This window comes from Streptococcus mitis, from assembly GCF_002096925.1.
Lineage (GTDB): Bacteria > Bacillota > Bacilli > Lactobacillales > Streptococcaceae > Streptococcus > Streptococcus mitis_AF.
The window spans coordinates 62523-82368 of record NZ_NCVN01000081.1; the positions used below are offsets into that span (position 1 = coordinate 62523).

The following is a 19846-nucleotide window of genomic DNA, read 5'->3' on the forward strand; positions in this document are numbered from 1 at the left end:
GCTTATTTAATTGCAATTTAAAAAAACAAGAATATTTTTAATTAAATTACTTCTTTTCTATTGACAAGCCCCCTATTTTTGTGTATTATAATATTACAAGAAGATAATATATCTATTTTATTTATCTTTCTTTTCCATTCGGTCTCCTTATATAAAAAAGCGATTCATTTTGAATCGCTTTTTCTTATTTATCGCCCTTGTTACGAATAACAAAGCCTGTTTGCTTTTCGCTTGAAGTATTGCGTGGTTTTTTATTATCCTTACGGTAACGTTTTTCCTTATCAAAACGATCATTGCCACGACTTCCTTTTTTGAAATCATCACGACGACCACCACGACGGTTGTCTCCACGGCGATTATCACGACGGTCATCTCCACGACGACCTCCCTTAGCTTTACCACCGAAGCCATTACCTGATGGTTTAAATGGCAGTGGTTTTTCACGTGCAATCTCCACTTCAGGAAGACTATCTGGGTCTTGAACAGTCAGACTCAAGATATACATTGCCAATTCTTCTGGAGTAAATTCGGCAGCTAGCTTACGAGCATCCTTACCAAATTTCTCAAAGTTGGCACGGATAGTCTCATCTGCAAAATCACGTTCAATTTTCTTGAGAGCTACCTGTTTTTTAGCTTGGAAGGCTTCTTCTGCACTTGCAGGTTTGAGACCTTTCATGCGTTTCTTGGTCAAGTTTTCAATGATTTGGAGGTAGCCCATTTCATTTGGTGATACGAAAGTAATAGACTGACCTGACTTACCAGCACGACCTGTACGACCAATACGGTGAACATAACTTTCAGGATCTTGTGGAATATCGTAGTTATAGACATGGGTCACACCTGAAATATCCAAGCCACGCGCTGCAACGTCTGTCGCAACCAAAACATCAAGATTGCCATTTTTAAAGTCACGAAGGACACGAAGACGTTTGTTTTGATCTAGGTCTCCATGAATTCCTTCTGCACGGAAGCCACGGATTTTAAGACCACGAGTCAGTTCATCCACACGGCGTTTTGTACGACCAAATACGATAGCAAGCTCAGGCTGTTCCACATCCATAAGACGAGTCATGGTATCAAATTTTTCTTGTTCCTTAACTCGGATATAGTATTGGTCAACCAATTCTGTTGTCAATTCCTTAGCAGCAATCTTGACATGCTCAGGTTCTTTCATAAACTGAACACCGATACGTTTGATGGCATCTGGCATAGTTGCTGAGAAAAGCAAAGTTTGACGGTTTTCAGGGACACGAGAAATGATGGCTTCGATATCTTCTAGGAAGCCCATATTGAGCATTTCATCCGCTTCGTCAAGGATAAGAGTTTCAATATCTTGTAATTTCAAGGCCTTGCGTTTAATCAAGTCCAAGAGGCGACCTGGAGTTCCCACCACGATATGGGCACCAGATTTAAGAGCCTTAATTTGTTTTTCAATGCTTGATCCGCCATATACTGAGCGGACTTTGACTCCCTTACTACGACCAAAGCGGAAAAGTTCTTCTTGACTTTGGACAGCAAGTTCACGAGTTGGAGCGATGACCAAGGCTTGGATGGTCGCTTCTTCTGTACGGATTTTTTCAAGGGTAGGCAAGCCAAAGGCTGCAGTTTTTCCTGTACCAGTCTGAGCTTGACCGATAACGTCCTTGCCTTCAAGGGCCAAGGGAATGGTTTGTTCTTGGATCGGACTGGCTTCTACAAAACCAGCTTTTTCAATCTCTGCTAGCAAATCAGCAGACAAGTTTAATTCATTAAATTTCACGATATTCTTCTTTCTAAAGGTGGTGCGAAGCCACCCTATAGGGCTTAGTTTATACTTTTCTTTTTATGACGTATTTTCATATACTGGATATAAAATCGTGTTGCTTCTTTTCCACAAAAGAAAAGTACTGTTTTCTTTGCAACCTATCTAGTATAACACAAGACCAGAGCAAAAGATAGTTAAATCCGTCGATAAAGTCATGTAAACGATTTTCCTTAGAAAACGAGGATGAAATTTCCACTATTTCATAAACTTTTTTAAAGCGTAGCAGAATTGTGCAAAAGTTTTTTTCTTATGCTAGAATGAAATTCGAATAGGAGGAAGATAAATGTTAACTTATGATTTAATCGTTATCGGATTTGGTAAAGCTGGTAAAACACTAGCTGGTAAATTGGCTTCAGCTGGCAAGAAAGTTGCCCTCGTTGAACGTAGCAAAGCTATGTACGGTGGAACTTGTATCAACATCGGTTGTATCCCAACTAAAACTTTGCTAGTTGCTGCTGAGAAAGACTTGTCTTTTGAAGAAGTGATTGCTACAAAAAATACTATCACTGGTCGCCTCAATGGTAAAAACTATGCAACTGTTGCTGGTACAGGTGTCGATATTTTTGATGCGGAAGCTCACTTCCTTTCAAATAAAGTCATCGAAATACAAGCTGGTGATGAAAAACAAGAATTGACTGCTGAAACTATCGTCATCAACACTGGTGCTATTTCAAACGTCTTGCCAATTCCAGGACTTGCTACAAGTAAGAATGTCTTTGACTCAACAGGTATCCAAAACTTGGACAAATTGCCTGAAAAACTTGGTGTCCTTGGTGGCGGAAACATCGGTCTTGAATTTGCAGGACTCTACAACAAACTTGGTAGCAAGGTCACAGTCCTAGATGCCTTGGATACATTCCTTCCTCGTGCAGAACCTTCCATCGCAGCTCTTGCTAAACAATATATGGAAGAAGACGGCATTGAATTGCTTCAAAACATCCGTACTACTGAAATCAAAAACGACGGTGATCAAGTCCTTGTCGTAACTGAAAACGAAACTTTCCGTTTCGATGCTCTTCTCTACGCAACTGGACGTAAACCAAATGTAGAACCACTTCAACTTGAAAATACAGATATTGAACTTACCGAACGTGGCGCTATTAAAGTAGACAAACATTGTCAAACAAACGTTCCTGGTGTCTTTGCAGTTGGAGATGTCAACGGTGGCCTTCAATTTACTTACATTTCACTTGATGACTTCCGTGTTGTCTACAGCTACCTTGCTGGAGATGGCAGCTACACACTTGAGGACCGTCTCAATGTACCAAACACCATGTTCATCACACCTGCACTTTCACAAGTTGGTTTGACTGAAAGTCAAGCAGCTGATTTGAAACTTCCATACGCCGTTAAGGAAATCCCTGTTGCAGCAATGCCTCGTGGTCACGTAAATGGAGACCTTCGTGGAGCTTTCAAAGCTGTGGTTAATACTGAAACAAAAGAAATTCTTGGAGCAAGCATCTTCTCAGAAGGATCTCAAGAAATCATCAACATCATCACTGTTGCTATGGACAACAAGATTCCTTACACTTACTTCACAAAACAAATCTTCACTCACCCAACCTTGGCTGAGAACTTGAATGACTTGTTTGCGATTTAAGTTGAGATTTAATCGTATCGAACAGCCCTCTGAGGGCTGTTTTCATTTCTGCGAAATCTCATACTCTTCGAAAATCTCTTCAAACCACGTCAGCTTCACCTTGCCGTACTCAAGTACAGCCTGCGGCTAGCTTCCTAGTTTGCTCTTTGATTTTCATTGAGTATCAAATCTGTCTTTTCCCTCTTTTATGATATAATAGAAACATGAAATTAAAAACTACTTTGGGCCTTCTTGCTGGGCGTTCTTCCCACTTCGTTTTGAGCCATCTTGGCCGAGGGAGTACGCTTCCAGGAAAACTTGCCCTTCAATTTGATAAAGATATTTTACAAAACCTAGCTAAGAACTACGAGATTGTCGTGGTCACTGGAACCAATGGAAAAACCTTGACAACTGCCCTCACTGTCGGCATTTTAAAAGAGGTTTATGGTCAGGTTCTTACCAACCCAAGCGGTGCCAACATGATTACAGGGATTGCGACAACCTTCTTAACAGCCAAATCTTCTAAAACTGGGAAAAATATTGCCGTTCTAGAAATCGATGAAGCCAGTCTATCTCGTATCTGTGACTATATCCAGCCAAGCTTATTTGTTATCACGAATATCTTCCGTGACCAGATGGACCGCTATGGTGAGATTTACACAACTTACAAGATGATTTTGGATGCTATTCGTAAAGTGCCTACTGCCACTGTTCTCCTTAATGGAGACAGCCCACTTTTCTACAAGCCAGCTATTCCAAATTCTGTACAGTATTTTGGTTTTGACTTGGAGAAAAGTCCAGCTCAGCTGGCTCATTATAATACCGAAGGAATCCTCTGTCCTGAATGCCAAGGAATCCTCAAATATGAGCATAATACTTATGCAAACTTGGGTGCCTATATCTGTGAAGGCTGTGGATGTAAACGTCCTGATTTAAACTATCGCTTGACAGACTTGGTTGAGTTAACCAACAATCGCTCTCGCTTTGTCATTGACGGACAAGAATACGGTATCCAAATCGGTGGTCTCTACAATATCTACAACGCCCTAGCTGCGGTTGCCATCGCCCGTTTCCTTGGTGCAGATTCACAACTCATCAAGCAGGGATTTGATAAGAGCCGTGCTGTCTTTGGACGCCAAGAAACCTTCCATATCGGGGACAAGGAATGTACCCTCGTCTTGATTAAAAATCCAGTCGGTGCGACCCAAGCTATCGAAATGATTAAACTAGCACCTTATCCATTTAGCCTATCTGTCCTCCTCAATGCTAACTATGCAGACGGAATTGATACCAGCTGGATCTGGGATGCTGATTTTGAACAAATCACTGAGATGGATATTCCAGAAATTAACGCTGGAGGTGTTCGTCATTCTGAAATCGCACGTCGCCTACGAGTAACTGGTTATCCAGCTGATAAAATTACTGAAACAAGTAGTCTGGAACAAGTTCTTAAGACCATTGAAAACCAAGACTGCAAGCATGCTTATATTCTGGCAACTTATACTGCTATGCTGGAATTCCGCGAACTGCTGGCTAATCGTCAGATTGTTAGAAAGGAGATGAACTAATGGTTTATACTTCACTGTCCTCAAAAGCTGGCATTTACCCCTATCAGCTCAACATTGCCCACCTCTACGGAAACCTCATGAATACCTATGGGGACAATGGAAACATTCTCATGCTCAAGTATGTAGCTGAAAAACTAGGGGCCCATGTGACGGTTGACATCGTTTCACTTCATGATGATTTTGATGAAAACCACTATGACATCGCCTTTTTCGGTGGTGGTCAAGACTTTGAACAAAGTATTATTGCAGACGACCTACCTGCTAAAAAAGAAAGCATTGACAACTACATCCAAAACGACGGTGTGGTTCTGGCTATCTGCGGTGGTTTCCAACTATTGGGTCAATATTATATTGAAGCTTCAGGGAGACGTATCGAAGGGCTAGGTGTCATGGGGCACTACACCCTCAACCAGACCAATAACCGCTTTATCGGGGACATCAAGATTCACAATGAAGATTTCGATGAAACCTACTATGGTTTTGAAAATCATCAAGGCCGTACCTTCCTTTCTGATGACCAAAAACCGCTGGGACAAGTGGTTTATGGAAATGGAAACAACGAAGAAAAGGTCGGCGAAGGGGTTCATTATAAGAATGTCTTTGGTTCTTACTTCCACGGGCCTATCCTCTCTCGTAATGCCAATCTAGCTTATCGCCTAGTCACTACTGCTCTCAAGAAAAAGTACGGACAGGACATTCAACTCCCTGCTTATGAGGACATTCTCAGCCAAGAAATCGCTGAAGAATACAGCGACGTCAAAAGCAAGGCTGACTTTTCTTAAACAAAAGGAAATTATATCAAAGAACTCTGTTATATTGTCGGAGTTCTTTTTTCCTTTTCTTTTACCCTTCTCCCTTGCATTTTCTCTCTTTTTTTGCCAAAATAGAGGGGTAGAAAGAAGGTAGCATATGTCTAAATTACAACAAATCGTAACATATCTTGAATCAGAAAAACTAGACGTCGCTGTCGTATCTGACCCCGTCACAATTAATTACCTCACTGGCTTTTACAGTGATCCCCATGAACGCCAAATGTTCCTTTTTGTCCTAGCGGATCAAGAACCCCTCCTCTTTGTCCCAGCCCTTGAAGTTGAGCGTGCTACTAGTACTGTTTCCTTCCCAGTTGTGGGCTATGTGGATTCTGAAAATCCATGGCAAAAAATGAAACATGCTCTTCCACAGCTTGATTTCAAACGTGTCGCTGTTGAGTTTGACAATCTTATCTTGACCAAATATCATGGCTTAAAAATAGTCTTTGAAACTGCTGAGTTTGAAAACCTCACACCTCGTATCCAACGCATGCGCCTCATCAAATCAGCTGACGAAGTGCAAAAAATGATGGTTGCAGGTCTCTATGCGGACAAGGCTGTTAATGTTGGTTTTGATAATATTTCTCTTGATAAGACTGAGACAGATATCATCGCTCAAATTGACTTTGCCATGAAACGTGAAGGCTATGAAATGAGCTTTGATACCATGGTCTTGACTGGTGATAATGCTGCAAATCCACACGGCATTCCAGCAGCAAACAAGGTTGAAAATAATGCTCTTCTCCTCTTTGACCTGGGTGTCCTCGTCAACGGCTATGCTTCAGATATGACCCGTACAGTAGCTGTCGGTAAACCTGACCAATTCAAGAAAGATATTTACAACTTAACTCTTGAAGCCCAACAAGCTGCTCTTGACTTTATCAAACCAGGTGTGACTGCCCATGAAGTGGACCGCGCTGCCCGTGAGGTCATCGAAAAAGCTGGTTACGGCGAGTACTTCAACCACCGTCTTGGTCACGGTATCGGTATGGATGTCCACGAATTCCCATCTATCATGGAAGGAAACGACATGGTCATCGAAGAAGGCATGTGCTTCTCTGTTGAACCAGGTATCTATATCCCTGGTAAAGTCGGTGTCCGTATCGAAGACTGCGGTGTTGTTACCAAGGATGGCTTTGACCTCTTTACAAACACCAGCAAAGACTTGCTTTATTTTGATTAATATTCTTCGAAAATCTTCCCACAATAAAACGCATAGTATCAAGGTTTCAAGACCTGATACTATGCGTTTTTCTGATTTGAAAGACTTTTGGCTCAGCCTCTTTACTTAATCTTCTTGATACTTTGACTAAGAATAAATCCTACAATCATCCCTACCATATTTTGCATGAAATTTGGTAAAATTTCTGGTAGGGCTGCAGCCCAGCCATTCATCAATGTAGAACCCAAGGCGTAACCCCCTACCATGGCAATCGTTGCTAAGATAAGGCCTAACCACTGAGTTTTTCCTTTAAATCCTGCGAAAAATCCCTGCAAGCCATGGTTGACCAAGCTAAAGAACATCCACTGAGGATAGCCTGATAAGAGGTCAATCAAGAAACCTGCTAGTCCTCCGACTACAGCCCCTTCACGACTACCAAAGTAGAAGGCCGTAAAGAAGACACCCGCATCTAAAAGAGTTAGAATGCCTGTCGGTGTTGGAATTTTTAAGAAATAACCTAGAACCACAGAAAGGGCGGTTAATAGGGATACAAGGGCGATTTTAGTTGTTTTGGTTTGCTTCATATTGTCTTACTCCATACTGATCTGCTTGTGCAATAGCACGATAAACGAAAGCCTTAGAGCTTTCTAGTGCTGGTAAAAGTTCATCACCTTTAACCAAGTGACTGGCAATGCTTGAGGCAAAAGTACAACCTGCGCCAGCATTTTGCCCTTGAATGACGGGATTTTCTAGGACTGTAAAGGTTTGTCCGTCATAAAAGACATCCATAGCCTTGTCCTGACTAAGGCGATTGCCTCCCTTGATAATGACTGCTGGTGCTCCTAAGTCATGTAATTTCTGAGCTGCAGTTTTCATATCTTCCAAGGTTTTGATTTCCTGACCAGCCAATAATTCTGCTTCAGGAAGATTAGGTGTAATCACACTGACATAAGGGAAAAAACGAATCAGTTCTTGGCATAGCTCACTAACAGCCACATCGTGAGTTTCCTTGCAGACCAAGACAGGATCCAGAACCACAGGCACTCCTGGGCGTTGCTTGATAAAGTCCAAGGCCTTCTCAGCCACACTGACAGTTGGTAGAAGACCAATCTTAATCCCTGCAAATTCCACATCACGCAAGCTATCTAATTCATGTTGAAAAATGGTATCGTCAGTTGGAAAGACTTCAAAGCCCTTTTCCGTCAAGGCTGTCAAACAGGTCACTGCTACAAAGCCATGCAAGCCGTTCAAGGTATAGGTAGCCAAATCAGCTGACAAACCACCACCACTAAAAATATCATTTCCTGAAAGTGCTAAAATACGATTATTCTTCATAACGAATCTCCTTCAAATACAAACCATTTGGTGCTGCAGTGGGACCTGCAAGCTGCCTGTCCTTTTTCTCCAAGATCAGGTCAATCTGCTCTACTGGCATGCGGTTATTTCCGATTTTGAGCAGTGTCCCCACCATATTGCGAATCTGCTTATACAAGAAACCATTTCCTGAAAAGGTAAAGGTCAAAAACTGACCTGTCTCATCAACTGTTAAACTAGCTTCTGTAATAGTGCGAACCTTATCCTCTACACTAGTCCCAGAGGCTGTAAAACCGGTAAAATCATGGGTTCCCTCTAGCTTTTTGATTGCAATCTGCATGCGTTCCACATCGAGTGGATAGGGAAAGTGAGTAGCATAGTGACGGCGCATAGGATTCTTGGGACGGCCCCTATCCACAATAAACTCATAGGTCTTACTGTGCTTGGCATAACGGCAATGAAAATCATCCGCCACAAGCTCAATCGAAATCACATCAATATCTTCAGGGGACTGAGTGTCTAGAGCAAAACGGAGCTTCTCCTCATCCATTTGATAAGGCAGGTCAAAATGAATAACCTGTCCCAGGGCATGAACCCCACTATCTGTCCTACCAGCACCGTGAACAGTAATGGCTTGCCCTTTATTTAACTTGGTCAAGGGTTTTTCAATTTCTTCCTGAACGCTACGCGCATGAGGCTGGCGCTGAAAACCAGCAAAGGCGTAACCATCATAGGAAATAGTTGCTTTGTATCTTGTCATAACTTCTATTTTATCAAGAAATTAGTCTATAAACAAGGTCCTAAAATAAATACTGTATGGGTACAAAAATACCGAAAGAAAAACTTAGGAATCAATCCTAAGCTCTCTTTTGAAGTAGATACATGACAAAGATAGAGGTTACAATCAACCATGAGCCTAAAATGGCAAAGACCAACATGCCATTGTGAGTTAGTAAGCCAATTGCACCTAGAACAAATGGAGTCGTAAAAGCTCCGAAACTACAGCCTAAAACTGCAAATGAGGTTGCTTGATTGAGGAGTTTAGCTGGAATTCGTTCAGAGACAAGTTGAAAGACCGTCGTCAAGGCTACACTGTAGGCAAAACCAGCCAGAATGCTTCCTGCCACTACCACCCACAAGGATGGAGATAAAGCAATCACAATTTGCCCTAAGCCGAAGGTAATACCAGACCAGAGGAGCAATTTTTCCTTAAAGATAGAAATCAAGAAAGAAAAACTCACCCCAGCCACAATCCCAATCAGCTGCATGACACTAAGAACAAAACTAGATAACTGGGCATCCCCTAGTCCTCTTTCCACCATCAAACTTGGAATACGGATAGTAATAGCCGTATTGGTACAAACTACAACTGCCGCTTCAATAGCTAGAGTAAAAATCAAGCCTTTCATTTCACGAGTTAAACGACTTGCTTCCTTCGCTTTTTTCTTGACTTCTTTCTTTTCTTTTCCATAAGGGACAAAGAGCAGATAAAGGGTCAGCACCAAAAATCCAGCACTATAGGCTAGAAAGGTAGCTGTCCAACCAAAGGCCAACAACTGGCCGACTGCCAAGGTAATGAGAGAAGCCCCCACGACCTCTGCAGAACCGCGTAGCCCTAACATCTGAATTCGCGTTTTCCCTTGATAGCGTTCACTGATAATGGAAATGGCCTTGGCATTGATCATCCCAACTCCCAAACCAAAGAGAATCCGTGTTCCAAAGACAAAAGGATAGGCTTGATACCAGAAGGGAGCCGTCCCGCTCAGGGATAAAATCAGCAAGCCCAAACTAATCTGTAAGCGCTCAGGGAATATTTTTTCTAAGAAACCATTTAGTAATAACATAATCATGATTCCAAAGGAAGGCAAGCTCGCCAAAAGCTCAATTTGTTCCTTAGGATAACCTTGATAATAGTCAAACATTGCTGGCAGGGCACTCGAAATGGAAAAGGAGGTAATCAAAACGAGGGAGAGAGCCAAAATACTGACCCGTTCTAAAAATTGTTTCATGAAATCTCTTTCTATATTTCTCTTAATCTTCTACTTTTTTGATAGTTATCAAACAAGCAAGAAAAGAAGAAGCCTCTTTAATGTATAGACTCCTTCTTAAACTCGAAAATGAATTCCTTGTGTCTTAGGATGACTTTCTCTTGATTTGCTTAATAAAGTAGAAGATAAATCCTGCCACCATATAGGCAACAAAGATAATCAGACACCACTTGAACACGACATCCCAACCTTTGTTCACATTCAAAAAGAAGTAAGGGAAAGGACTGACCTTAGAATTAGGAATGTCTAGTTTCAGTACCAAGCCATTAAAAAGAGCAAAAATCATATACAGCAAGGGTAAAATCGTCCACACAACTGGATCCCAAATCTTATATTGACCCTGTTTGTCAAAAAAGAGGGTATCCGCTAAAAACCAAAGGGGAACGATATAGTGGCAAAGGAAATTTTCCAGAGTATAGAAATTAGTCGCAATGGGCGCTAAGAGGAAATGGTAAATCACACAGGTAATCATGATACTCATGGTGACCCCACCTTTTAAGCGCAAGAGACTTGGCCTTTGCCAGTTTTCACCTAAACGGCTCATAACCTTTAGGAGATAGAGCGTAAAAATCGCTACTAAAAGATTTGACAGAACCGTATAATAGAGAAGCATCCCAAATCCACCATGCTTGGCGATTTCAAGATAAACTCCCGTAAAAGCCGCTAGAAACAAGAAGATACGGCTATAAAATACAAGTTTGTAGTGCTTTGACATGCTTAAATTTTCTTCACAAACTCTGATTTGAGTTTCATGGCACCAAAGCCATCAATCTTACAGTCGATATTGTGGTCGCCTTCTACGATGCGGATATTTTTCACACGCGTCCCTTGTTTCAAATCTTTTGGCGCACCTTTTACTTTCAAGTCCTTGATGAGGGTTACAGTATCACCGTCAGCCAATTTATTTCCGTTGGCATCGATAGCGACAAGGCCTTCTTCTACTTCTGCAACTTCAGCAGGATTCCACTCATGAGCACACTCTGGGCAAACCAGTAGGGCACCGTCTTCGTAGACATACTCTGAGTTACATTGTGGGCAATTTGGTAGGTTGTTCATTGTTTCTCCTTATAATCATTCACTATTCTTTGAAAATCAAAATTTCTCGAACAGCAACTATTATACCTTAAAATCAGCATTTTGACAAATGAGTCGCCGGAGAATCAAAGAAAAAATCATGTAACTTTTTCTGCTACATGATTTTTAAAAGATAGTTTATCATGAGTAGTGATACAGAAACTCATGATAGAAAGGGGTGCAGTTATCTTACAAACCAGGTGCTTGTCCAAGTTCTGCCGCAAGCATCCAAACCGTTTTCTCAAGTTCAGCTTTAGCACCAACAAAGATATCGTTTGTCACATCATCACCTTCTTCATCAGTAACATCCAAAGCTTTTTGGAATAGAGTGATGAGATAACGATAAACATCTAGGACACGTTCCAAGCTTTCTTCAACGTTACGGAATTCTCCTTCTTCTTCTTCGATTTCACTGTGTTGAAGGAATTCTGTCAAAGTTGAGTAAGGTTTGCCACCAAGGGTAATTAAACGTTCGCTGATTTCATCCAAGTGACCATCAAGAGCATCCATGTACTCATCCATTTTTGGATGCCATACAAGGAAACCACGACCACGCATATACCAGTGTACTTGGTGCAAAGCCACATGAGCTACGTACAAATCAGCAACAGCTTGGTTCAATACTTCCTTTGTTTTTGCCAATGCTACTGGCGCTGCTTTTGTCAATGATGTTACGTCTTTTACTGCTTCTTTTTTCAATTCTACCATTTTATTTTACCTCGTTTATTATTTTTTGTAACCACTTCTTAATGATTACTACCTTAGTATACTACTAAGGAAAACCAATAGCAAGCAAAATGACTCACATGAGAAAAGTTGCAATAGACTGATAATTTAAGAAAAGTTTAGTCAGTTCTGATTAGCTCACTTTCTAAGATTTACTTGAAAATTGGCTTTGTAAAGATCATAATAAAAGCCTTTTGCTTGGAGTAAACTTTCGTGATTTCCCTGCTCAATAATCTGTCCATCCTTAAGAACGAGAATCTTATTTGCTTCTTGAATAGTCTAGAGACGGTGAGCGATAACAAAGCTGGCTCTCCCTTTCATCAACTGTTTCATGGCTTTTTGAATCAAGAGTTCCAAACGGGTATCAACAGAGGAAGTCGCTTCATTCAAAATAAGAATTTTAGAATTGTCTAGGAGAGCACGCGCGACGGTCAACAGTTGTTTGTTCCCGAGGGAAATATTGCTAGACTAATGGTTGATTTCCATGTTGTAAGTAACAGGAAGAGTTCGGATAAAGTGGTCTACATTAGCCGCTTTGGTAGCAAAAAAGAAAGGACGATATTTGTCCTTTCTCGATCTTAGCTTTTCTTCAACCCAATAATGTTGATAAAGAGTCGATTATTTTACAAAGTCAAGCAATGCCAAGAAGCTTTCAGCTTCAAGTGACGCACCACCAACAAGGGCACCGTCAACGTCTGGGCAAGCCATGTATGAAGCAACGTTTTCAGGTTTAACAGAACCACCGTATTGAACACGAACTTTGTCCGCAACTTCTTGACCAAAGTCAGCAGCTACAACGTCACGAACAACTTTACACATTTTTTGTGCATCGTCTTGTGAAGCTGATTTACCAGTACCGATAGCCCAGATTGGCTCGTAAGCGATAACTGATGCAGCAACTTGTTCAGCAGTCAATCCAGCCAATGCAGCAGATACTTGAGCACCTACGAATTCAGCAGCTTTACCAGCTTCATAAGTTTCAAGTGATTCACCACAACAGATGATTGGAAGCATGCCGTTTGCAAAGATTGCTTTTGCTTTTTTGTTGATATCTTCGTCAGTTTCATGGAAGTAGTCACGGCGTTCTGAGTGACCGATAACAACGTAGTCAGTACCGATTTCTTTCAAAACTTGTGGGCTAGTTTCACCAGTGAAAGCACCTGCATTTTCAAAGTAGCAGTTTTGAGCAGCAACTTTAAGGTTTGAACCTTTAGCAGCAGCAATAACAGCTGTCAAATCAAGAGCTGGAGCAGCGATACCTGCTTCAACAAGATCTGATGAAGGAAGTTTTGATGCAACTGCTTCAACGAATGCTTTAGCTTCTTCTGGATTTTTGTTCATTTTCCAGTTACCAGCGATAAATGGTTTACGTGACATTTCACATACCTCTTTTTTCAATTTATTTTCTATTTATTTTATCACAATTAGACACAGCTTGCAAATCTTACTCGGATTTCAATCCTGCTTACATGGATTAATCCTTCCAGAGATCCATGGCATTTCTGAAATCTGCAGATACCTGTGTCAACTGAGGATTGCTGACTTCTCTCTCTGCCCGCTTGGCCTCAATTTGAGCCACACTCTTGATTCCTTCATGGCGCCAATTTCTCAAAATGGCCTGAATGTACTTCCAGTTTGCTTTTCCATTCAAAACAGCTTCACGAAGAGCCTCCTTAATCAAGTCAGCACTGGTCCCATCTTCTTTTAGGGTCTTGGTCAAATCCTCAATCTCAAAAGGAGTCAACAAGCGTCCCAACTCCTGCTGGAAAGTTTCCACCAAATTCTTAAGCTGATTTTGAGGTGTCAACTGGTCTGAACTTGAATGAGCAGCTCCAAGCAAATTATCCAAACGTTCCAATGCCAAACTAGTATCAAAAAGCAATTCGATTTCGCCATTTAATTCGATCGTTCGATACTGAAGTAGTCCCCTCTCCGTTAGATTGGAAATAGCCTGATTGACATCCGAAATTTCCTTGCCAATCCTGTCAGCAATCTGGCTTGGGGACATTTCATCTAAGCCTGTCGTATTTTGCAAATAGAAAAATTGCCAGACTAGAAAATCATCGCTAGAAGGAAAGAGTTCCTTAAAATGCAAGAGCAGGGCACTCGGTAAAACCAAGTTCCCTGATTTAAAAGCGTCTAAATATGTCATAATTCCTCTTATAAATACCCATATGCAGATGCATCATCTTCTATCTTTCTCCAGTCAAAAGGCGTCTCCTGATAGACAGCATAGTTTACCCAGTTACTGAAAAAGAGGGCTGCTGATGAAGACCAACAAAGACAAGGTGTCTGGTTGACATCATCATCCTTAAAGTAATTTTCTGGAATATGAGGATCCAAACCTGCATTACGATCTCGGAAATACTCTTTTGCCAGGGTATCACGATCATACTCCAAATGCCCAAAACTATAAATTTCTCGTAAATCCCGACTGGCCAAAATCGAAACCCCAACCTGAGGTCCTTCTGATAAAATTTCGAGATTGGTCTTATTCAGAATCTCTTCCTTAGAAATCTCCGTATGCCGAGAATGAGGAGCTACGTAGCTATCGTCAAAGCCTCTAAAGAGAAGGTGACCCTCTTTTAGGGTGTCCTGAGGATAGATACCCGATAACTTACTGTCCATCTGGTATTTTTCCACTCCATAACGCAGATAAAGACCAGCCTGAGCCCCCCAACAGATATGAAGGGTCGAATAGACATGGGTCTTGGACCACTCGATTACCTGACTGAATTCCTCCCAATAGTCCACTTCCTCAAATGGTAAATGCTCAACTGGAGCACCCGTGATAATCATCCCATCAAAATACTCGTCCTTAACTTCAGGAAAAGTTTTATAAAAGGTCTCCATGTGCTCTGAACGAGTTGTTTTAGAACGGTGGCTTTCCATATAGAGAAAATCAATATCCAGTTGCAGGGGTGTATTCGCCAAATGGCGCAACAACTGGGTTTCTGTGACCATTTTCTGTGGCATGAGATTTAAAATTAAAATCTTCAAAGGGCGGATATCTTGGTGGGCAGCACGTTGATCATCCATGACAAAGATATTCTCTGTCCGTAAAATCTCAACAGCTGGTAATTTTTTATCAATTCGAATCGGCATAACCCTCTCCTAACTGTACTCTTTCAGGAATCATTGCATATGTTTGAAACTCTTCGAAAATCTCTTCAAACCGCGTCAACGTCGCCTTGCCGTACTCAAGTACAGCCTGCGGCTAGTTTCCTAGTTTGCTCTTTGATTTTCATTGAGTATGAAACTAAATCTCAAACACTTAGTCCTTTTATTATACTGCAAGAAGATATAGTTTTCAATTATACTTTTTCTCTAACTAGCTATAGTCTATTTTTATATCCTAATGTAGAGAAAACAGCCCTGGGGACTGTTTTTCATTAATAATGCATGAGAACTTTGTAATCGTAATCACCGATTTTTTCACGGCCGTTCAATTCATCCAATTCAACAAGAAAGGCACAGCCTGCTACAACACCACCAAGTTTTTCAATCATCTCGATAGTTGCCTTAACAGTTCCACCTGTTGCCAATAGGTCATCTACGATAAGAACACGTTGGCCTGGCTTAATGGCATCTGCATGCATAGTCAAGGTATCAACACCGTACTCTTTTTCATAGTCAGCAGAAATAACTTCGCGTGGCAATTTACCTGGCTTACGAACAGGTGCAAAACCAATTCCTAACTCAAAGGCAACTGGACAGCCCACGATAAATCCACGAGCCTCAGGTCCCACAATCATATCAATTTTCTTGTCAGTAGCATACTGGACGATTTCACGAACAGCGTAACTATAAGCATTCCCATCAGCCATCAAAGGACTAATATCACGGAAGGTAATTCCTTCCTTCGGATAATTTTCAATTGTTGCAATGTAATCTTTTAAATTCATCTTTTTCTTTCTTTCAAAGTTTTTTACTCTCTATTATAGCATATTTTTTAAGAAAGAAAAAAGGAAAAGTTAACATCAATAATTATCTAACGATTTGACGATTTATGACTAGCCATAGCAATAAATCCCAATTTCTGTTTATTCTTATTAAACATTTTATACATAGTTAAAAACTGCTTTCTATTCTCCTTTTTACAAGCATTTACACAAATTTTCAATGTTCCTAGCCAACCTTCGTCATAAATCATACCCGATAATTTCATTAATGTCATTTCACCAGTCAATACTTTCACATCACAATAACCTGATTCTATCATCACTTGCTCCCAACCATCTTGAGTTAAAGGACCTACATTTACATGAATTGCTTGTGACAGTTCCTGTCTGACAGACTCTTTAGCTTCCTTAAGAAACACATCATGTGTCAGGAGAAGACCTCCAGGTTTTAATACCCTTAGATATTCTATTACACATTTTTTCTTAGCTTGATCGGCTTGCATAGTCAGCATAGCTTCATTTATAACAATATCAAAACTAGCATCTTCATAAGGAAGTTTCATTGCATTAGCTCTTTCAAAACTGATTAAATGACCAACACCTGCCGTTTCAGCAGATTTTTTAGCCACTTCTAAAGCTTGAGCATCCATATCAACAGCAGTTATCTTACAACCAAAACGCTGTGCCAACTCAATTGCTGTAGTTCCCCTATTACACGCAACCTCTAGTATTCTCTTTTCTTTTGAAAATCCTCCTTCTGCAATTAACCAATCTGTGGCACGTTTTCCACCTGGACGTAAACGTTTTTTCCCCAGTTTTGCTAAAAACTTATGACCTGCTTCTGACATTTGAACACCTCTGTTTTTTCTTCATTATAACATAAAATGATATTGTCTAACAATTCTAATCTATTTTTTGATGAACTATAATCAAACGCATACAGTCCGCCATGATTATAGCATAAATCTATTAATTAACTCTCTAGTTCGAATTCAATTGCTCACGTAGTTTACGCATATAGGTTACAACTACTTACTTGTACTTTAGAGTTGCCGGCCTCCTTATCCGCTATATACGCTTTACTATCACGTGCCTATTCGTATAGCCAAGATTTCTCTATCTCTTTCTCTGCCGATTCTTATTTCCAGCGTCAGACTTAAACAGTCTATCCTAATGCCGTTCGATCAGCTACTCACAATAGTCAGGCTGGGGAATTACTTTTGGGTTTACTAGTATATGGTACCCACAGAGGACTTACACATCAGATGAACGGAATGCCCGTCGTACCTAAAAAAACGAGCACTTTCGTACTCGTCCTCTGATATAAACTACTGATTAAAGTGAGTTTACGTCAACTTTGATACCAACACCTTGAGTAGTTGTGATAGTCAAGTTTGTTACGTAAGTTCCTTTAGCTGTAGCTGGTTTTGCTTTTTGGATTGTTTCGTTGAAAGCTTTGAAGTTTTCAACCAATTTTTCAGCTTCAAATGATACTTTACCGATGATTGCTTGAACGTTACCTGCACGGTCAGCACGGTAAGTGATTTTACCACCTTTAGACTCTTCAACTGCTTTAGCAACATCCATTGTTACAGTACCAGTTTTAGGGTTTGGCATCAAGTTACGTGGTCCAAGGACACGTCCAAGACGTCCAACAAGAGCCATCATGTCAGGTGTAGCGATAACTACGTCGAAGTCCAACCAACCGTCGTTGATTTTAGCAACAAGGTCATCTTCACCAACAAAGTCTGCACCAGCAGCTTTTGCTTCTTCAGCTTTTGCACCACGTGCGAAAACAAGAACGCGTGAAGTTTTACCAGTACCGTTTGGCAATACCATTGCTCCACGGATTTGTTGGTCAGCTTTTTTAACGTCGATGTTCAAGTTGTAAGCAACTTCTACAGTTGCGTCAAATTTTGCAAAGTTAGTTTCTTTTGCAAGTGCTACAGCTTCTTCTACGCTGTATGCTTTTGTGCTGTCGATTTTCTCAAGAGCAGCACGAAGTTGTTTGCTTTTTTTAGCCATTTTCTATTCTCCTTGTAAGTGGTTCAATCGATTTTCATCTCCCACGTCACTTCTCGAAATGATGAAGTCTTGCGGGTTATATTGGGGGTGTTATTGATTAGTCAACAACAGTGAATCCCATAGAACGAGCAGTACCTTCGATCATACGCATTGCAGACTCTACGTTTGCTGCGTTCAAATCTGGCATCTTAGTTTCTGCAATTTCTTGTACTTGTGCACGAGTAACTGTAGCAACTTTAGTTTTGTTCGGTGTACCTGATCCTTTTTCAACACCTGCAGCTTTTTTCAAAAGAACAGCAGCTGGTGGTGTTTTCGTAACGAAAGTAAATGATTTATCTTCGTAAACTGAGATAACAACTGGAATGATCATACCAGCTTGGTCAGCTGTACGAGCGTTGAACTCTTTTGTGAATCCCATGATGTTGATACCAGCTTGACCGAGAGCAGGTCCAACCGGTGGAGCTGGTGTAGCTTTACCAGCAGGGATTTGCAATTTTACAAGTTTTTCGACTTTTTTAGCCATTTTTAAATCCTCCTTTGTGGTTTTGGCGGTAATTAAAGATTTTTACCTCCCACAAGTATGCTTTACACATACTCATCTATTATACACTATTTATCTAGAATTGCAAGAGAAAAGTTTATTTTTTAATCGACGTAATCTCCGCCTTCAAAGCCGTAGTATTCTTCCAAACTGAGACCACTCTCTGCAATTTCTTTTGCTTCTTTTCCGACATAACGAAGGTGCCATTCTTCAGCCATATAGCCTGTTTCTTTTTCTTTACCTTTGAGATAACGGACAACAAAGCCATAATCAGCTGCATGGTCCAAGAGCCATTGGGCTGCTTTTTCTTCTGTTACTAAATCACCATCAGTCCCAATAACATCAAAGGCCAAGCCAGTTTGGTGTTCACTATAGCCAGGTCGGGCAGAGTAACGGTCAGCAGCTGCCTTTCCGTCTTGATTAACATAATCTTGATAGAGCTTGGTCTGAGTTTCATAACTTCTAAAGCCACTGTAATGGTCACTAATTGGGAAACCTGCCTCTTGCATCGCTTTGATGAGTTTGACCAACTCAGCCTTGGCTGTTGGATTTTCCCCTGGATTATAGTCTTTTGACAATGGGTAGTGTTTATTGGCTACGATGATTTCATCGTATTTCCCTTGGATGCTGTAGTAGTCTCCTTTATTAACCACTTCTGCTTTTTTCTGAGTAGCTCCTTGAGACTTACTTCCAACTGTTCCATCAGCTTTAGCAGTTTGCTCTGTCTTAGCTGAGCCATCTTCATTTTTTGCTTTTTCTTGTGAACAAGCTGCTAGACTCAAGGCTAGCAAGGCTGTCAAGACAAGGTATCTTTTTTTCATTTCTACTCCTTTATTTCTAATAGTTTATCTACTTCTATTGATAAACGTTTAACTAATCTTTCAATCTCATCAGGTTTTGCTTGGTAGGTCTCTGCTGTCATTTCTTCAAAGGGAACCCACCATACTGGACCACGTCCCTTGAGACCATGACCATTCATATCACCTCTTCTTCTAGGAAAAAGATGCCAGTGGATATGTGCATCGCCATTCCCTAAAAGTTCAATATTCATTTTCTCGGCAGTAAATGCCTTAGCAACTGCCTCTTGGACCACACTCATTTCTTCTAGAAAACGGAGTCTTGTCTCCTTTTTCAAATGGTGCAATTCGGTGACATGTTCCTTGGCTAGAAAGAGACTATAACCTGCAAAATACTGGTGGTCTCCAATCACAAGATAGCCTGTTTCCAACTCTTTGACAAAATAGGGATTTTCTCCCTTCTTGATGAGCTCAATTCTCTGGCAAATAAGGCACAT

Annotated in this window: 21 protein-coding genes and 1 pseudogene; 4 read left to right on the top strand and 18 right to left on the bottom strand. The window is 40.8% G+C overall.

Annotated features, from left to right (window positions below):
- Window positions 1–184: 184 nt before the first annotated feature.
- Window positions 185–1759 (bottom strand): degradosome RNA helicase CshA, encoded by a 1575-nt coding sequence (gene cshA / locus B7692_RS08645; RefSeq protein WP_023940285.1) that lies wholly within the window; start codon window positions 1757–1759, stop codon window positions 185–187.
- Between the two features lie 328 nt (window positions 1760–2087).
- Between cshA and B7692_RS08650 the strand changes: the two genes are divergently transcribed.
- The 4 genes from B7692_RS08650 to B7692_RS08665 all read left to right on the top strand — a co-directional run bounded on the left by B7692_RS08650 (window position 2088) and on the right by B7692_RS08665 (window position 6943).
- Entirely contained in the window at window positions 2088–3404 is a 1317-nt protein-coding gene (locus tag B7692_RS08650; RefSeq protein ID WP_084930449.1) for an FAD-containing oxidoreductase, read from the top strand.
- 203 nt (window positions 3405–3607) lie between these two features.
- Window positions 3608–4951, top strand: coding sequence for a lipid II isoglutaminyl synthase subunit MurT (gene murT, locus B7692_RS08655; protein WP_000770025.1), 1344 nt, complete (start codon window positions 3608–3610; stop codon window positions 4949–4951).
- A complete protein-coding gene (gene gatD, locus B7692_RS08660) occupies window positions 4951–5733 on the top strand; it encodes a lipid II isoglutaminyl synthase subunit GatD (protein ID WP_084930450.1) in 783 nt (260 codons plus the stop codon). The genes murT and gatD overlap by 1 nt, the downstream gene beginning before the upstream one ends.
- A gap of 127 nt (window positions 5734–5860) precedes the next feature.
- Window positions 5861–6943, top strand: coding sequence for a M24 family metallopeptidase (locus B7692_RS08665; RefSeq protein WP_084930451.1), 1083 nt, complete (start codon window positions 5861–5863; stop codon window positions 6941–6943).
- A 101-nt stretch (window positions 6944–7044) separates the two neighbouring features.
- Here the strand turns inward: B7692_RS08665 and B7692_RS08670 are convergent, their stop codons facing one another.
- From B7692_RS08670 to B7692_RS08750, 17 genes and pseudogenes are all read right to left on the bottom strand, one after another.
- Window positions 7045–7506, bottom strand: a complete 462-nt coding sequence (locus tag B7692_RS08670; RefSeq protein WP_000814989.1) for an ECF transporter S component — start codon at window positions 7504–7506, stop codon at window positions 7045–7047.
- Window positions 7484–8257, bottom strand: coding sequence for a bifunctional hydroxymethylpyrimidine kinase/phosphomethylpyrimidine kinase (locus tag B7692_RS08675; RefSeq protein ID WP_084930452.1), 774 nt, complete (start codon window positions 8255–8257; stop codon window positions 7484–7486). The genes B7692_RS08670 and B7692_RS08675 overlap by 23 nt, the downstream gene beginning before the upstream one ends.
- On the bottom strand, window positions 8247–8996 hold the full coding sequence (truA, locus tag B7692_RS08680; protein ID WP_084930453.1) for a tRNA pseudouridine(38-40) synthase TruA: 750 nt from the start codon (window positions 8994–8996) through the stop codon (window positions 8247–8249). The genes B7692_RS08675 and truA overlap by 11 nt, the downstream gene beginning before the upstream one ends.
- Window positions 8997–9093: 97 nt before the next feature.
- A complete protein-coding gene (locus B7692_RS08685) occupies window positions 9094–10245 on the bottom strand; it encodes an MFS transporter (protein ID WP_049551336.1) in 1152 nt (383 codons plus the stop codon).
- A gap of 124 nt (window positions 10246–10369) precedes the next feature.
- Window positions 10370–10999 (bottom strand): Pr6Pr family membrane protein, encoded by a 630-nt coding sequence (locus tag B7692_RS08690; RefSeq protein ID WP_084930454.1) that lies wholly within the window; start codon window positions 10997–10999, stop codon window positions 10370–10372.
- Between the two features lie 2 nt (window positions 11000–11001).
- On the bottom strand, window positions 11002–11340 hold the full coding sequence (locus tag B7692_RS08695; RefSeq protein ID WP_020903640.1) for a zinc ribbon domain-containing protein YjdM: 339 nt from the start codon (window positions 11338–11340) through the stop codon (window positions 11002–11004).
- 207 nt (window positions 11341–11547) lie between these two features.
- The gene (locus B7692_RS08700; protein ID WP_033686537.1) at window positions 11548–12066 is read right to left on the bottom strand and encodes a Dps family protein; all 519 of its coding nucleotides are present in this window, start codon (window positions 12064–12066) and stop codon (window positions 11548–11550) included.
- 156 nt (window positions 12067–12222) lie between these two features.
- A pseudogene (locus B7692_RS08705) lies at window positions 12223–12627 on the bottom strand (ABC transporter ATP-binding protein); the annotation flags it as partial.
- Between the two features lie 75 nt (window positions 12628–12702).
- Complete coding sequence (tpiA, locus tag B7692_RS08710; protein WP_077805421.1) at window positions 12703–13461, bottom strand: triose-phosphate isomerase; 759 nt, start codon at window positions 13459–13461, stop codon at window positions 12703–12705.
- A gap of 97 nt (window positions 13462–13558) precedes the next feature.
- Window positions 13559–14236, bottom strand: a complete 678-nt coding sequence (locus tag B7692_RS08715; RefSeq protein ID WP_077805422.1) for a DnaD domain-containing protein — start codon at window positions 14234–14236, stop codon at window positions 13559–13561.
- Window positions 14237–14244: 8 nt separating this feature from the next.
- Entirely contained in the window at window positions 14245–15189 is a 945-nt protein-coding gene (metA, locus tag B7692_RS08720) for a homoserine O-acetyltransferase MetA (protein ID WP_084930455.1), read from the bottom strand.
- A gap of 287 nt (window positions 15190–15476) precedes the next feature.
- The gene (locus B7692_RS08725) at window positions 15477–15989 is read right to left on the bottom strand and encodes an adenine phosphoribosyltransferase (RefSeq protein ID WP_001049318.1); all 513 of its coding nucleotides are present in this window, start codon (window positions 15987–15989) and stop codon (window positions 15477–15479) included.
- A gap of 86 nt (window positions 15990–16075) precedes the next feature.
- Entirely contained in the window at window positions 16076–16834 is a 759-nt protein-coding gene (locus tag B7692_RS08730; protein ID WP_084930456.1) for a class I SAM-dependent methyltransferase, read from the bottom strand.
- 487 nt (window positions 16835–17321) lie between these two features.
- Window positions 17322–18011 carry a 50S ribosomal protein L1 gene (gene rplA / locus B7692_RS08735; protein WP_001085675.1) on the bottom strand — a complete coding sequence of 230 codons (690 nt, stop codon included), beginning with the start codon at window positions 18009–18011 and terminating at the stop codon, window positions 17322–17324.
- Window positions 18012–18108: 97 nt separating this feature from the next.
- The gene (gene rplK / locus B7692_RS08740; RefSeq protein WP_001085809.1) at window positions 18109–18534 is read right to left on the bottom strand and encodes a 50S ribosomal protein L11; all 426 of its coding nucleotides are present in this window, start codon (window positions 18532–18534) and stop codon (window positions 18109–18111) included.
- A 122-nt stretch (window positions 18535–18656) separates the two neighbouring features.
- A complete protein-coding gene (ldcB, locus tag B7692_RS08745; protein ID WP_084930457.1) occupies window positions 18657–19373 on the bottom strand; it encodes an LD-carboxypeptidase LdcB/DacB in 717 nt (238 codons plus the stop codon).
- A 2-nt stretch (window positions 19374–19375) separates the two neighbouring features.
- A complete protein-coding gene (locus B7692_RS08750; protein WP_084930458.1) occupies window positions 19376–19846 on the bottom strand; it encodes an HIT family protein in 471 nt (156 codons plus the stop codon).

Coding starts and splice junctions, on each gene's coding strand:
- tpiA (WP_077805421.1), bottom strand. CDS start 13,461: ATGTCACGTAAACCATTTATCGCTGGTAACTGGAAAATGAACAAAAAT.
- rplK (WP_001085809.1), bottom strand. CDS start 18,534: ATGGCTAAAAAAGTCGAAAAACTTGTAAAATTGCAAATCCCTGCTGGT.
- truA (WP_084930453.1), bottom strand. CDS start 8,996: ATGACAAGATACAAAGCAACTATTTCCTATGATGGTTACGCCTTTGCT.
- metA (WP_084930455.1), bottom strand. CDS start 15,189: ATGCCGATTCGAATTGATAAAAAATTACCAGCTGTTGAGATTTTACGG.
- B7692_RS08695 (WP_020903640.1), bottom strand. CDS start 11,340: ATGAACAACCTACCAAATTGCCCACAATGTAACTCAGAGTATGTCTAC.
- B7692_RS08650 (WP_084930449.1), top strand. CDS start 2,088: ATGTTAACTTATGATTTAATCGTTATCGGATTTGGTAAAGCTGGTAAA.
- B7692_RS08750 (WP_084930458.1), bottom strand. CDS start 19,846: ATGTGCCTTATTTGCCAGAGAATTGAGCTCATCAAGAAGGGAGAAAAT.
- B7692_RS08675 (WP_084930452.1), bottom strand. CDS start 8,257: ATGAAGAATAATCGTATTTTAGCACTTTCAGGAAATGATATTTTTAGT.
- ldcB (WP_084930457.1), bottom strand. CDS start 19,373: ATGAAAAAAAGATACCTTGTCTTGACAGCCTTGCTAGCCTTGAGTCTA.
- B7692_RS08725 (WP_001049318.1), bottom strand. CDS start 15,989: ATGAATTTAAAAGATTACATTGCAACAATTGAAAATTATCCGAAGGAA.
- gatD (WP_084930450.1), top strand. CDS start 4,951: ATGGTTTATACTTCACTGTCCTCAAAAGCTGGCATTTACCCCTATCAG.
- B7692_RS08685 (WP_049551336.1), bottom strand. CDS start 10,245: ATGAAACAATTTTTAGAACGGGTCAGTATTTTGGCTCTCTCCCTCGTT.
- B7692_RS08700 (WP_033686537.1), bottom strand. CDS start 12,066: ATGGTAGAATTGAAAAAAGAAGCAGTAAAAGACGTAACATCATTGACA.
- B7692_RS08665 (WP_084930451.1), top strand. CDS start 5,861: ATGTCTAAATTACAACAAATCGTAACATATCTTGAATCAGAAAAACTA.
- B7692_RS08690 (WP_084930454.1), bottom strand. CDS start 10,999: ATGTCAAAGCACTACAAACTTGTATTTTATAGCCGTATCTTCTTGTTT.
- murT (WP_000770025.1), top strand. CDS start 3,608: ATGAAATTAAAAACTACTTTGGGCCTTCTTGCTGGGCGTTCTTCCCAC.
- B7692_RS08715 (WP_077805422.1), bottom strand. CDS start 14,236: ATGACATATTTAGACGCTTTTAAATCAGGGAACTTGGTTTTACCGAGT.
- B7692_RS08730 (WP_084930456.1), bottom strand. CDS start 16,834: ATGTCAGAAGCAGGTCATAAGTTTTTAGCAAAACTGGGGAAAAAACGT.
- B7692_RS08670 (WP_000814989.1), bottom strand. CDS start 7,506: ATGAAGCAAACCAAAACAACTAAAATCGCCCTTGTATCCCTATTAACC.
- rplA (WP_001085675.1), bottom strand. CDS start 18,011: ATGGCTAAAAAAAGCAAACAACTTCGTGCTGCTCTTGAGAAAATCGAC.